11 protein-coding genes are annotated in these 14,640 nt (G+C 49.3%); 1 reads left to right on the plus strand and 10 read right to left on the minus strand.

What is annotated here, in order from left to right:
* Window positions 1-43: 43 nt before the first annotated feature.
* From meaB to V1501_RS14390, 3 genes are read right to left on the minus strand one after another with little or no spacing between them, the layout of a single operon-like run.
* A complete protein-coding gene (gene meaB / locus V1501_RS14380; protein ID WP_409289159.1) occupies window positions 44-1,081 on the minus strand; it encodes a methylmalonyl Co-A mutase-associated GTPase MeaB in 1,038 nt (345 codons plus the stop codon).
* Window positions 1,081-3,207 (minus strand): methylmalonyl-CoA mutase, encoded by a 2,127-nt coding sequence (scpA, locus tag V1501_RS14385; RefSeq protein WP_409293377.1) that lies wholly within the window; start codon window positions 3,205-3,207, stop codon window positions 1,081-1,083. The genes meaB and scpA overlap by 1 nt, the downstream gene beginning before the upstream one ends.
* Before the next feature lie 35 nt (window positions 3,208-3,242).
* Entirely contained in the window at window positions 3,243-5,123 is a 1,881-nt protein-coding gene (locus tag V1501_RS14390; RefSeq protein WP_409289161.1) for a methylmalonyl-CoA mutase family protein, read from the minus strand.
* A gap of 302 nt (window positions 5,124-5,425) precedes the next feature.
* On the opposite strand from V1501_RS14390, the gene V1501_RS14395 reads away from it, so the two are divergent.
* Window positions 5,426-6,394, plus strand: coding sequence for an aromatic acid exporter family protein (locus V1501_RS14395; protein WP_409289162.1), 969 nt, complete (start codon window positions 5,426-5,428; stop codon window positions 6,392-6,394).
* 167 nt (window positions 6,395-6,561) lie between these two features.
* On the opposite strand, the gene V1501_RS14400 is transcribed toward V1501_RS14395, so the two are convergent.
* The 7 genes from V1501_RS14400 to yqiS form a co-directional block, all read right to left on the minus strand.
* Window positions 6,562-7,842 carry a dihydrolipoamide acetyltransferase family protein gene (locus tag V1501_RS14400; RefSeq protein ID WP_409293379.1) on the minus strand — a complete coding sequence of 427 codons (1,281 nt, stop codon included), beginning with the start codon at window positions 7,840-7,842 and terminating at the stop codon, window positions 6,562-6,564.
* Window positions 7,843-7,868: 26 nt separating this feature from the next.
* Entirely contained in the window at window positions 7,869-8,852 is a 984-nt protein-coding gene (locus V1501_RS14405; RefSeq protein ID WP_409289163.1) for an alpha-ketoacid dehydrogenase subunit beta, read from the minus strand.
* Window positions 8,852-9,859, minus strand: a complete 1,008-nt coding sequence (locus V1501_RS14410) for a thiamine pyrophosphate-dependent dehydrogenase E1 component subunit alpha (RefSeq protein ID WP_409289164.1) — start codon at window positions 9,857-9,859, stop codon at window positions 8,852-8,854. The genes V1501_RS14405 and V1501_RS14410 overlap by 1 nt, the downstream gene beginning before the upstream one ends.
* A 29-nt stretch (window positions 9,860-9,888) precedes the next feature.
* Entirely contained in the window at window positions 9,889-11,310 is a 1,422-nt protein-coding gene (gene lpdA, locus V1501_RS14415; RefSeq protein ID WP_409289166.1) for a dihydrolipoyl dehydrogenase, read from the minus strand.
* Window positions 11,311-11,316: 6 nt separating this feature from the next.
* Window positions 11,317-12,435 (minus strand): butyrate kinase, encoded by a 1,119-nt coding sequence (gene buk, locus V1501_RS14420; protein WP_409289168.1) that lies wholly within the window; start codon window positions 12,433-12,435, stop codon window positions 11,317-11,319.
* Between the two features lie 80 nt (window positions 12,436-12,515).
* Window positions 12,516-13,613 (minus strand): branched-chain amino acid dehydrogenase, encoded by a 1,098-nt coding sequence (gene bcd, locus V1501_RS14425; protein WP_409289170.1) that lies wholly within the window; start codon window positions 13,611-13,613, stop codon window positions 12,516-12,518.
* A 29-nt stretch (window positions 13,614-13,642) separates the two neighbouring features.
* Window positions 13,643-14,557, minus strand: coding sequence for a phosphate butyryltransferase (gene yqiS / locus V1501_RS14430; RefSeq protein WP_409289172.1), 915 nt, complete (start codon window positions 14,555-14,557; stop codon window positions 13,643-13,645).
* Window positions 14,558-14,640: the final 83 nt, after the last annotated feature.

Consider the following 14,640-nt stretch of genomic DNA (forward strand, 5'->3'; position numbering starts at 1 on the left):
AAGTGCCTAAACAAAAAAACATAATCTGCCCTTTGCCGGCAGATTATGTTTTTTCCTCTATGATGGATGTATAAAATGCTGAAAAAAGATCATGGACAGCCTGTACTGCCGGCCGCTGCCCTGCCATGACTTCAAGCCTGGCCTCCGGAAGCAGCCGTTTAATTTCTCCGTTCTGAAAAAAAAGTGCTTCAAGCTGTTCGGTGATCAAGGAGTTCATCCAGTTGCCGAGCTGTGACTTCCGCCTTTCCTCAAAAACTCCCGACTCTCCTGTTTCTGCCCGGAAGCGTTCGACCACTTCCCAAAAATCACTTATCCCATCTCCAGTTAAAGAGGAACAGGTATATGCCCTGGTAATCCACCCCCTGGTCGCAGGTTGGATAAAATGGAGAATAGAATTATATTCCCGCTTCGTTTTCAGAGCTGAAGGCAAATTGCTTCCGTCTGCTTTATTGACTAAGATAGCGTCGGCCAGCTCCATGATGCCCTTTTTCATCCCCTGCAGTTCATCTCCTGCTCCCGTCAAGGCTAGGAGCAGAAAAAAATCAACCATTTCCCTGACCTTTGCCTCACTCTGTCCCACTCCCACTGTCTCGACCAGAATGATATCAAAACCTGCCGCTTCACAAAGCTTTATGGTTTCCCTCGTTTTACGGTGGACTCCGCCAAGAGTTCCACCGGCCGGGGAAGGCCTGATGAAGGCACTGGGATTTCGCGACAGATTCTCCATCCTTGTTTTATCACCGAGTATGCTTCCGCCCCCGATGCTTGAGCTGGGGTCTACCGCCAGGACCGCCACTTTATGGCCTCTATTGCAGAGGAAAGTCCCAAACGCCTCAATGAAGGTGCTCTTTCCCGCCCCGGGCACTCCTGAGATCCCAATCCTGATGGATTCCTGCTCATTGTTACCCAGTTTCTTCAGCAAATGCTGGGCACTTTCAAGGTGATGCGGCGCATTGCTTTCAATAAGGGTTATAGCCCTGGCGAGCATGGTCCGGCTCCCGCCTGACACTCCATTATACAGCTCATCAATTTGTATCCCGGATGACTTCTTTCTGAATCTCTTTTCTTTGTCCCCCGGCATTACTGAGACACTTCCTCATACCCAAGGCTTTTATAGACTGCTTTAATCAGCAGTGCTGCTGCCCGGGGGATAATGGTGCCCGGCCCGAATATCAAGGCGGCACCCTGATCCATAAGGAATTGATAATCCTGAGCGGGGATGACTCCGCCGGCGATGACCAATATATCTTCCCTCCCCAGTTTCTTAAGCTCTTCCCGGAGCTTAGGAAGCAGAGTTTTGTGGCCGCCAGCAAGTGAACTCATACCGATTACATGCACATCGTTTTCTACAGCCTGCATGGCCGTTTCTTCCGGAGTTTGGAAGAGCGGACCAATATCTACATCAAACCCTAGATCGGCAAAAGCGGTAGCCACGACCTTTGCACCCCGGTCATGGCCATCCTGCCCCATCTTGGCCACAAGGATCCTCGGCCGCCTTCCTTCATTTTCAAGGAATTCTGCCGTCAGCTCCTGCACTTCCTTAATTTCTTCCTCATTGGAGTAAGAACTGCTGTAAATGCCGCTTATCGACCGTATTACCGCCTTATGCCGCCCGCAAACGTCTTCAATGGCATCCGATATTTCACCTACTGTCGCCCTTTCGGCCGCCGCCGCGACTGCAAGGTCAAGCAGGTTGCCTTCCCCTGACCGGGCAGCTGCCGTAAGACGTGCGAGTGCCGCTGTCACCTTCTCTTCACTTCTGCCTTCCTTCACAAGTTTCAGCCTTTCAATCTGGCTGAGCCTTACTGCCGTATTATCCACTTCCAGGATTTCTATTTCGTCTTCCATGTCCGGCTTGTAGGCATTCACACCCACCAGGATTTCTTCGCCGGAATCGATCTGGGCCTGCCTTCTGGCTGCAGCTTCTTCAATCTTCATCTTTGGGAGTCCAGTTTCATTGGCTTTGGACATCCCGCCGAGTTCTTCAATTTCCTCCAGATGTGCCCAGGCTCTTGTGATGAGGGCGTCTGTAAGTGATTCTACATAATAAGAACCGCCCCATGGATCGATCACATCTGTAATATGGGTTTCTTCCTGTAGGTATAGCTGTGTGTTCCTTGCTATCCTTGCCGAAAAATCAGTGGGCAGGGCAATGGCCTCATCAAGGGCATTCGTGTGAAGGGACTGGGTATGGCCCATGGCTGCTGCGTGTGCCTCAATCAGTGTCCGGGTGACATTGTTGAAGGGATCCTGCTCGGCAAGGCTCCAGCCTGAAGTCTGGGAGTGAGTTCGAAGGGCCAGGGACTTCGGATTCTTCGGGTTGAACTGCTTCATGAGCTTAGCCCAGATGAACCTTGCAGCCCTAAGCTTGGCCACTTCCATAAAATAATTCATGCCGATCGCCCAAAAGAACGACAGCCTCGGGGCAAACGTATCAATGCCTATCCCGGCTGCAAGCCCCGTTCGCACATATTCGAGCCCGTTGGCAAGCGTATAGGCAAGTTCAATGTCAGCCGGTGCCCCCGCTTCCTGCATATGATATCCCGATATGGATATACTGTTGAACTTCGGCATATGGCTGGATGTATAATCAAAAATATCGGCTATAATTTTCATCGACATTTCCGGCGGATAGATATAGGTGTTCCGAACCATATATTCTTTCAGAATGTCATTTTGGATCGTGCCGGAAAGCTGTGCCGGCTCCACTCCCTGCTCTTTTGCAGTCACGATGAAGTAAGCAAGGATAGGCAGAACGGCACCATTCATCGTCATGGAAACCGACATTTGATCAAGCGGGATATCCCGGAAAAGAATCTTCATATCCTCAACAGTGTCGATTGCGACCCCTGCCTTCCCCACATCGCTGAAAACCCGGGGATGATCAGAATCGTAACCCCGGTGTGTCGCCAGGTCGAAAGCGACTGAAAGCCCCTTCTGTCCCATGGCGAGATTCTTTTTATAAAAAGCATTGGATTCTTCCGCTGTGGAAAAGCCCGCATACTGCCTGACTGTCCATGGCCTGTTCACATACATCGCGGGATATGGCCCGCGCGTGAAAGGGGCAAGCCCCGGAAAATTCATGTGATGTTCTGCCTGTTTAATATCCTCTTCCGTATAAACGGCCTTCACTTCGATTCCTTCACTGGTCTGGTGTGCTGTTATAGGGACTCCGCTTAAGTTATCTGCTTTTCCCGTGCTGTTCATTGAGTCCTGGCTGATTGCTCGAAAGTCTGGTCTTGTCATCGTGTTTTACCCTCCATCTCCACCAAGAACGTATTAAGCAGGTCAAGGCTTGTGTTCTGGTGTATGCTGCCATTAAGGCCCGCTTTTTCAGCCGATCCGGCCAGCTCCTTCGTCATCCTGCCTGCAATATATATCCTTTTATGGGGAAACGCTGCCCTTACAGCTGAGATATAATGAACAGCTTCTTTTTCATACGTTTCATCGCTGCCGCATATCAGGAAGTGGCCGGCTTCCTCATTCCTGCTGATAAATGAAAGGGCCTGGTCTGTGTCATAAATAGGGGGGCTGATCTCAGCATGGATTCCCCCAGCCGCGAAAAAACTGCGGATGAAGTCGGCTCTCGGTTTGAAGTCCTTTAAAGCACCCAGCCCAATTATACCAACCCTTGGTATCGTTCCCCGCCTTTCGGCCAGTCCCGCTGCTTTATGGCGGATTGCCTCCACCTCTTCCGAAAGTCTTCTCGGCTTCAGGGCATCAATGCCCCTTAAGCCATGATTGTCAGGTGCTGCAGCGGTGCCATTCGTTGTTCCTTTTCCCGGTTTTGCAGACTGGCTGATATCTGCATAAACATTGGTCCCGACCAGCCTCTCTTTTCTTACCATCACCTGGTGTGCCTTATCATCAAATGTTTTGACGGCCTGCTCCTGTATCCATCCGCTTTCAAGGGCAGCCCATGCTCCCCCCATGTCTTCAATCTCAAGGAATAACTCCCACGCTGATTCGGCAAGCTGATCCGTAAGCTTTTCAACATACCATGATCCCCCTGCAGGATCTGCTGTATGCTTAAGGTGCGCTTCCTCTGCCAGGATGTGGTGGATATTGCGGGCAATCCTGCCGGCGAGCGGACTCGCTGGCACCGCGGGCGAATCAAAGGGATGAACCTGAAGATATTGAACATTTCCCACTGCCGCGGCAAAGGCCTGGCCTGCTGTTCTTAAAATATTCACATGCGGATCATAGACAGTCTGTGTAAACGCAGAGGTTTCAGCATGAATTTCCATCTTGAACGGCTTCACCTCATCCTTGTAAGCTTCTCCAATCCTCGACCAGAGCCTGCGGGCTGCCCTCAGCTTTGCGATTTCCATAAAGAAGCTGGAACCAATGGCAAAGGAAAAAACCATTTTCTCAGCGAGTACGCAGGCGTCGATTCCTTCTTTCCTTCCCATTTCCAGATATTCCACACCAAGGGCCAGGGCAAAAGCCAATTCCTGCACTGGACTTGCACCCGCATTATGGTAAATAGAACCTTTGACAAGGAGGCTCCGGAGACCCGGGAAAGAAATATTCATTGCCTTAATACGGCCGGCGAATTCCATTGAAAACTTGTCTTTATCCGCAGGCAGACGCCCGGCTGCCGCCCCGTCCGATATCAGGTCCTCGACAGCAGCTCCCCGAAGGCCGGCTTGAAGTTCCGGGTCATCGCAGATGCTCCTGAATAAGGTTTCCTGCCTTCCCTTCAGATCCAGGAAGAATGGCAGATTGACTGCATGGAGTTTCCGCATCAGATCCTGCATCCCGCCGGCATCCAATGAATCAAACAGTTCCGTATCAAAAGAGATTGTATTCTGCCCTTTCTTAACAGCTTCCTCTATGAGAGCGAATAATTCCTCACGATCTTCCGCCCTCAGGCATTGGGCAATCCCCCATGTACCTCCCCGGCTTCCTGCAGGTTCGATTCCCCGGGTATACGGTCTCTGTCCCGGAAGTTCTGTTATAGTTTCATTTTTATAATATAGTGGTTCGATTTGTATACCTTCATATGTATTTCTAGAAAGACTGCTGACACTCATCCCCTTCAGACTTTTCGCAGCAGCCTCTTCCCAGCTGGTAAAATCCGCAGCCGGAAATTCAAGCTTCTTTATTTCGCTCGTTTTCATGTAATCGCTTCCAAATGGATTTATACGTTCGACTTGGAAGCATTTCCCTCCCTGCAAGTAAAAGATAGCATTGCTGATACTCATATTTTAGAACAGTCAGTATATTTGTGCAATTGCAGGCCCGCATATAAAGATGCCTGCACACCAGAATAACAGGGCTTTACTATTCTAATGCTTATTATTTTTATATTTGAGTGCCCGCAAATATAATAGATATTTAAGCTATGAAAGTCATGCTCGCAAGATATTTTCAGCCTTTATTGCAAAGCCTAAGAAAGAAATTATGGAGAGAAGGTACAACTGTGTTTATAATTGGCAGCCGGACAATAAAAACAGCTATAGGAGCTATGGTCTCATTGATGATTGCCGGTATGTTTTCGCTCGAAAATGCGGCTACCGCCGCTATCATTACCCTGCTTAGTGTGCAGAGCACCAAAAGGCAGTCAGCCGTTATAGCCCTCAGGCGATTTGCTGCCGGAATTCTCGGCATGGCCTTAGCGGTCATCCTGTTTCAATGGGGATCGTTCACACCCATTTCTGTGGGTGTCCTCCTGTTGATATACATCCCCCTGATGGCGAAATTGGGACTTCACGAAGGAATCATCCCCGGTTTTGTCATCGTGATGCAATTATATTTAACAAAAAACATTACATACGCTTTTGTTTTAAATGAAGTGTTCATCATTACTATCGGGATCCTGGTTGCACTGCTTTTCAATCTTTATATGCCCAGCGTCGAAAAAGACCTTCGCCGGAAATCTTCGGAGACAGAGGAGAATTTCAAACTGATTTTCCTGCAGCTCGCCCGCTTCATCAGAAAAAAAGAAAGAGTATGGAATGATGAATCTGTCTTGAAAAGTGAAAATGCTATCCGGGAAGGGAAGGACCTTGCCCGCAGGAGTGTCGAAAACTCCTTTTTTCGAAAGGAAAATTACTATCGCGATTATTTCAATATGCGCGGACAGCAATTTGACATCATTCAGAGAGTCATCCCGATCATCCTTCATCTCCCGACTGCCTTTGAGCAGAATGTTATGGCAGCCGAGCTTATGGAGGAAATCGGCCATAGCATCCATAAGGAAAACCCTGCTACCGCACTGCTGGTTTCCCTGCGGGCTTTGCGGCAGACCTTCGAGAAAATGGAACTTCCCAAAACACGCGAGGAATTTGAAACCAGGGCAGCGCTCCTGGTATTCATAAATGAAATCGAAAGGTTTCTCCAGATTAAATCGCAATTCATCCTTGAGACAGGGGATTCTGCTGCTGAGTAAGAGACTGCCCGATAGAAAAGCACCTCCCAATTGATTATAGCCTATCAATTGGGAGGTGCTTTCTTTTTTAACTGTTTATCTTTTTAATAAACGGTTTCGTAAAGATGCAATAAGAAGGTTCATTTCCACTGCCGGCATTCTCCCGCAGCCGCCCTTTTAGAACCGTCCTAATAGATCGGTGTAGTCTCCGGAGATGAGCTTTCCAGTATTTCTTTTACTCTTGCAAGGAAACGTCCGCATACTAATCCATCGAGCACCCGGTGATCAAGCGACATACAGAGATTCACCATGTCACGAACGGCAATCATTCCGTCGATGATGACCGGACGCTTTACAATCGATTCTACCTGAAGGATGGCTGCCTGCGGATAATTGATGATTCCCATTGACTGCACGGATCCGAATGAGCCTGTGTTATTGACCGTGAAGGTCCCGCCCTGCATTTCATCAGATCTAAGCTTTCCGGCTCTCACTTTGCCTGCAAGCTCCGTAATTTCACGGGCAATGCCTTTTATTGTTTTTTCATCGGCATTTTTGATGACCGGAACATACAGAGCATCCTCTGTAGCAACGGCGATGGAGATGTTTATATCTTTTTTCTGGATGATTTTATCTCCAGCCCACATTGAATTGATCTGCGGGAATTCCTTCAGCGCCTGTGCCACTGCTTTCACGAAGAAGGCGAAGTACGTCAAATTAAAACCCTCCTGCTGCTTGAATCCTGACTTCAAGGAGTCTCTATAGGACACAAGCTTCGTCACATCCACTTCAACCATGGTCCAGGCGTGAGGGGCTTCATGTTTGCTTCTTAGCATATTGGCAGCAATCGCCTTACGTACGCCTGTCACTGGTATTTCGATATCCCCAGGAGCTGATGCTGCCGGAGGGCTCTCTGTTTTTCTTCCAGGGCGGGCGGCCTGCGGTTCCTGCTGAAGCCCTGCAGGCTTTGGAACCGGCGCTGCCGGCTGTTCAGGCTGAGGAATACCGCCTGCCTCGATTACGGCAAGCAGATCCTTCCTTGTGATTCGTCCCCCGGCACCCGAGCCTGTCACCTGCGCAAGGTCTATTCCATTTTCTTGAGCAATTTTAAGCACAGCAGGGGAGTAGCGCGCTTTGCTCGAGGTATCCTTCACGGGTTCTGCCACTTTCGCTTCTTCTCTGGCGCCCGCCGGCTCCTCACTGCCAGCTGTCTCTTCCTGGGCACCCGCTTCGGTTTCAACCGAGCAGATGAATTCCCCGATAGACAGAGTCTGACCTTCTTCAGCGATTAATTCCTTGATGATACCTGTAAAGGATGAAGGAATTTCTGCATTTACTTTGTCAGTCATCACTTCAGCGATCGGATCATATTTATTTACCTTATCTCCAGGGGCAACCAGCCATTTGCTGATTGTCCCTTCCGTTACACTTTCCCCCAGCTGCGGCATTTTCAATTTCTCGACGGTCATCATGTACCCTCCTTTCAGCTTCTCTATTAAAATTCAGCCAGCTCACGCATAGCTTTTTCAACTTTGTCCGGGTTGACCATAAAATACTTTTCCATCGTCGGTGAATATGGCATAGCAGGCACATCAGGTCCGGCAAGGCGCTTGATTGGTGCATCAAGGTCGAACAGACAGTTCTCTGCAATGATCGCAGCCACCTCGCTCATGATGCTTCCCTCTTTATTGTCCTCCGTCAAGAGAAGCACCTTCCCTGTCCTGGATGCTGCTTCAATGATTGCTTCTTTATCCAATGGATAGACTGTGCGAAGATCCAGTATATGTGCTGAAATGCCGTCACTGGCAAGACGCTCAGCCGCCTGAAGGGCAAAATGCACGCAAAGGCCGTAGGTGATGATTGTAATATCTTCACCCTCGCGCTTCACATCTGCCTTCCCGATTGGCAGTACATAGTCATCAGCCGGTACTTCTCCCTTAATCAGGCGGTAAGCCCGCTTATGTTCAAAAAACAGGACTGGGTCTTCATCACGAATGGCCGCTTTCAAAAGGCCCTTCACATCGTAAGGAGTGGACGGCATAACGATCTTAAGCCCCGGGGTCCCGGCAAAGAGAGCCTCTACAGACTGGGAATGATAAAGCGCACCATGGACTCCGCCTCCGTATGGGGCACGGATGACCATTGGACAGCTCCAGTCATTGTTGGAACGATAACGGATTTTAGCGGCTTCCGAAACAATCTGGTTCACAGCCGGCATGATGAAATCGGCGAATTGCATCTCGGCAACCGGGCGCATCCCATACATGGCAGCCCCGATTCCCACTCCTGCGATGGCGGATTCAGCAAGCGGTGTATCGAGTACACGGTCTTCGCCAAACTGGTCATACAGTCCGTAAGTCGCCTTGAATACCCCGCCTTTTTTTCCTACATCCTCACCAAGGACAAAGACGCGCGAATCTCTTTCCATCTCTTCCCGAAGCGCCATCGTGACTGCATCGATATATGAAATAACTGGCATTACAATTCCCCCTGTTCCTCGGCATATACATATTTCAGCGCCTGCTCGGGCTCTGAATATGGAGCGTTTTCGGCATAATCAGTAGCTTCATTGACGACCTGCATCACTCTTTTGTTGATCGTCTCCTCCAGCTCATCGTCCATTGCGCCCGTTTCCTTCAAATAAGCTCCGAAAGTGATGATCGGATCCTTGGTCTTCGCTTCAGCCACTTCAGACGGCGAGCGGTAGAGACGGTCATCATCATCGCTTGAGTGTGCTGTAAGGCGGTAGGAAACTGTTTCGACCAGGCTTGGGCCTTCACCCCGGCGTCCCCTGTCAGCCGCTTCCTTCACGGCTTTATATACTTCAAGCGGATCATTTCCGTCTACTGTAATTCCCGGCATTCCATAGCCGACGGCCCGGTCTGATACATTTTCACAGGCCAGCTGCTTTTCAATTGGAACTGAAATAGCGTATTTGTTATTTTCACACATAAAAATAACCGGCAGTTTATGTACACCTGCAAAGTTGGCACCTTCGTGGAAGTCTCCCTGGTTCGAAGAACCCTCACCGAATGTAACGAAAGTCACAAGATCCTCGCCCTGCATCTTCCCGGCCAGCGCAATGCCCACAGCATGCGGCACCTGTGTGGTTACAGGGGATGAACCTGTTACGATGCGGTTGACTCTCTGCCCGAAGTGGCCAGGCATCTGCCTCCCTCCGGAATTCGGATCCTCTGCTTTAGCAAACGCGGAAAGCATCAGGTCTTTGGCCGTCATCCCGAATGTCACGACCACACCCACATCACGATAGTAAGGAAGAACATAATCCTTTTGACGATCCAGTGCGAATGCCGCCCCAACCTGTGCTGCCTCCTGTCCCTGGCAGGAGATAACGAACGGGATTTTGCCGGCACGGTTCAAGAGCCACATGCGCTCATCGATGCGCCTGCTGAGGAGCATCATTTCGTACATGTCCAATACGGTTTCATTTGAGAGACCCAATGCCTCGTGGCGATTTTCAACCATGTTTAAACCTCCTAATAATTTAAATTAGCTTATGAATGGATAGCAAGCCCATCTACTGCCTGGGCAGCTTCTCCGATAGCCTCAGAAAGTGTAGGGTGCGGATGGATCGTATGGCCGATTTCCCAAGGAGTCGCGTCAAGGACCTTGGCAAGGCCGGCCTCAGATATCATGTCTGTCACATGCGGACCAATCATATGCACTCCAAGCAGATCGTCATTTTCTTCATTGGCAATAATTTTCACAAAGCCATCTGACTCTCCGTAAACGAGAGCTTTTCCAATGACCTTGAATGGGAATTTGCCGATTTTGATCTTGAATCCCTTCGCTTTTGCTTCTTCCTCTGTCAGGCCCACGCTTGCCGCTTCCGGACTGGAGTAAATGCATTTTGAAATGGTCGAATAATCTATCGGAGCAGGATTTTTGCCTGCGATATGCTCCACAGCCTTGATTCCTTCATGGGACGCCACATGGGCGAGCTGAAGTCCTCCTATACAATCGCCGACAGCATATATATGAGATTCCTTTGTCTGGTAATATTCATTGGTTAATATGTATCCCTTATCAAGCTGAATCTCAGTATTCTGGAGGCCGATGCCTTCTGTATTGGCCATCCTCCCTACCGAAACCAGGATCTTATCCGCTTCAAACTCCTGAAGCCCATCCTTGACCTCGGCCGAAATCTTGACACGTTCAGACTTCACAAGTGTTTCAGGGACCACCTTTGCGCCAGTGATGATTTTGACTCCCTTTTTCTTCATAAGGCGCTGCATCTCTTTGGAAACATCCTTATCCTCTGTAGGAATAATTCTGTCGGCATATTCAATCACGGTGACCTCAACACCAAAGTCAGACATCATGGATGCCCATTCTATGCCGATGACCCCGCCGCCCACTATGATGATGGATTTAGGAAGCTCTTCAAGTTCAAGTGCTTCATCTGATGACAATACAAGCTGACCGTCAAAGTCCAATCCAGGAAGTGTCCTCGGCCTTGAACCCGTCGCTATGATAACGTTCTTCGGAATCAGCATTTCATTTTCCTCACCATTATTCATCTCAACAGAGACTGTGCCCGGCATCGGCGAAAAGATAGAGGGGCCCAATATCCGGCCCATACCTTCCACTACATCAATTTTCCCCTTCTTCATCAGGTACTTCACGCCGTTATGCAGCTGTTCAATGATTTTGCCTTTGCGCTCCTGGACTTTATGGAAATTAAGACTCACTTCACCAGTGATTACACCGAATTCTTCACTCTGCCTGGCTGTCTTGAACACCTCTGCACTGCGGAGCAGTGCCTTGGAAGGAATGCACCCTTTATGCAGGCATGTGCCTCCGAGTTTTCCCTTTTCGACTATGGCGATACTCAGGCCGAGCTGGGCAGCGCGGATCGCTGCAACATATCCCCCGGTGCCTCCGCCAAGGATGACTAAATCATATTCTTTTGCCATGTGCATTCACTCCATTTTTGTAGTATGGCTTCCTATTGATTGTGGATTTGGGTAAACCTTGGCCGGCTCCTCCCCGAGTAAAACCCGGAGAGCTCCTTCGGCAAGTGCCTGCAGTTCATTTTCGCCCGGCTTCACAATGACGTCTGCAATCCAGTTTATCCGTGAAGAAATATCCTGGACAAATTCTTTGCCGTAGGCAAGGCCGCCCGTGAGGATGATGGCATCCACTTTCCCCCGGAGAACTGCGCTTTGTGAACCGATTTCCTTTGCCACCTGATAGGCCATGGCTGAGTAGACCAGCTCGGCTTCTTTATTGCCGGAAGCGATCATTTTTTCCGCCCTGATGGCATCGCTTGTGCCAAGATATCCGGCCATGCCGCCCTGTCCTACCAGCTTTTTCATGATTTCTTCACGATAAAAGTCCCCTGAATAACAGAGCCTGACCAAATCTCCTGCCGGAACAGTGCCCGCTCTTTCAGGGCTGAAAGGACCATCACCGTGGAGGCCATTGTTTACATCAATCACTCGTCCCATGCTGTGGGCACCGACCGTGATCCCGCCGCCCATATGGACGACAATCAAGTTCAGTTCCTCATATTTCCTGCCTAATTCCCTTGCAACCCTTCTTGCCACAGCCTTCTGGTTGAGTGCATGAAAGATACTCTTTCTTTCAATTAGGCTGAAGCCGGATATCTTTGCAATCGGCTCCATTTCATCCACCACTACGGGATCGACAATGAAGGCGGGGATATTTAAACCCTTAGCGATTTCATGCGCGATGATTCCACCAAGATTGGAAGCATGCTGACCGCTGTAGCCAACCCGAAGATCATTCAGCATCTGTTCATTCACTTCATATGTACCGCCCTCGATTGGCCTGAGGAGCCCTCCCCTGCCGCAGACAGCGCTGAGCTTTGAGATATTGATGCCTTCCTGATCAAGGGTTTCAAGAATGATCTTTTTTCTGTAGCCGTATTGATCGATGATATTTTCATAGGCATTCGTTTCTTCCGGATTGTGGCGGATCGTACTTTCGATTACAGGTACATCATTGTCAAACACACCTATTTTAGTGGAGGTAGAACCCGGATTGATGACAAGTATTCGTTTGTAATTCTCGTGCACTTTATATACCTCCAATAATAAAGAAAAGGAAAGCGGCCCTTACGGCTGCCATCCTGTTCTATTATTTAATGAACTGCTGGTTAGCGGCGGCGGTTCAAAATGTTCCTTCCATTTTGAAGGAAGGTGTTTGTCGATGTCCTGACGCTTTCGATTCTCTCTTCCGCCATTAAATCCGCAGCTCTGTAAGTCGGGATGGAGTCTCGTTTTGCAATTTCAATGACTTTTTCAATGTTATTGTAGATGAGCTCGACTTTTTTCATGGCCCGTTCGCGGTTATAGCCATAGAGCTCATCCGCCACATTGATGACTCCCCCGGCATTGATGACATAATCCGGTGCGTATACGATTCCCAGTTCATGAATCATGTCTCCATGCTTTGTTTCCTTCAGCTGATTATTGGCGGCTCCGGCGATTACCTTAGCTTTCAGCATAGGAATCGTTTCATCATTGATTACGGCCCCAAGCGCACAAGGAGCATATATATCACAATCCACGCTGTAAATGTCCTCAGGATCAACTGCCTTTGCCCCGAATTCCTCGACTGCCATGGCAACCGCTTCTTTATTGATATCCGTCACAATCAGCTGAGCTCCTTCTTCATGAAGGTGGCGGCATAGATTATAAGCGACATTTCCTACTCCCTGAACGGCAATCACTTTGCCTTCAAGCGAGTCATTTCCAAATGCCTCCTTGGCTGCTGCCTTCATTCCGCGATAAACACCATAGGCTGTTACCGGAGAAGGATTGCCGGAAGATCCAAATGCAGGGGAAATACCTGTTACATATTCAGTTTCTTCATGAATCAGATCCATATCCGCAACTGTCGTGCCAACATCCTCCGCTGTGATATAGCGGCCGTTAAGGCCCTGGATATATCTTCCGAACGCACGGAACATTGCCTCATTCTTATCTTTCTTAGGATCACCGATAATAACGGTCTTTCCTCCCCCAAGGTTGAGGCCGGCTGCCGCATTTTTATAAGTCATCCCGCGCGATAGGCGGAGAGCATCCTCGATTGCAGCAGCTTCTGAAGCGTATGTCCACATGCGTGTTCCCCCAAGAGCCGGGCCAAGTGTAGTGTCGTGTATCGCAATGATGGCTTTTAGGCCTGAACGTTTATCCTGACAGAATACAACCTGCTCGTAGTCATAAGTTTCCAGATAGTTGAAGATTTCCATGTAAAAAAACTCCTCTCGAGTGCTAATTATTATAGTTGGTTGTGTGAAGCGGAACAGATGGCGAGGGCAAGCGAGTAAAGCTTGCTTTCTGCAGAATCGGACCGAGATGTCAGCACGATGGGCGCACTTGCCCCGCTGACTACCGCCCCTACCTTGGCATGGGCAAAGTAGATCAGTGATTTATACAGGCTGTTGCCTGTTTCTATGTTCGGTACAAGCAGGATATCCGCCTTCCCTGCCGCTTCGCTGTGAATCCCCTTATGTTCTGCAGCCTCTATTGAGACAGCATTATCCAGGGCCAGCGGCCCGTCGACCAGGCATCCCTTGATCTGTCCCCGCCTGTTCATTTGGGTGAGAAGGGCGGCATCCAGTGTAGCCGGCATCTGCTGGTTGACCAGTTCGACCGCAGCCAGTGCCGCCACCTTAGGGTTATCGATCCCGATTGAACGGGCAAGTGCAGCGGCATTATTGATTATTTCAGCTTTCGTTGATAAATCGGGGAGAATATTCATAGCGGCATCCGTAATCAGCAGAAGTTTTTTCTGTCCAGGTATCTGGAAGGCCGCTGTATGCGAAAGGATTCTGCCTGTCCGGAGGCCCCACTCTTTATTAAGGACAGCCTTCAGGATAACCGCCGTGGAGATGCCGCCCTTCATCAGGACTGAAGCTTCCTTTTTCCGGACCGACTTTACGGCAAGCTCTGCTGCCATTTCAGCCGAATCAGCATGTATGATTGAGATTTTCGGATCGTCAGCGAGCCCTTTTTTAGTGCGTTCAAGCAGGAATCTGGTTTTTTCTCCATTTCCAAACAACTTGAAGACAGCTATATTTTTTTCTGCAGCGGCTGCAACTGCCTCAATGACATCTTCATCTTCCGGCACTGCGACCGCAACCGTCGAAACATCTGTGCTCCCTGCCCTGGTGAGCAATGCGTCTAAATCCATCCCTGCAACTCCTTTTGGTGAAATCTTGCCTCACTGTCTTATTATGCAAGTTCCGTGCCAAGATAAAAAAACACGAAATGTAA

Origin of the sequence: Paraperibacillus esterisolvens (genome assembly GCF_046237625.1) — a bacterium.
GTDB lineage: Bacteria > Bacillota > Bacilli > Bacillales > DSM-1321 > Paraperibacillus > Paraperibacillus esterisolvens.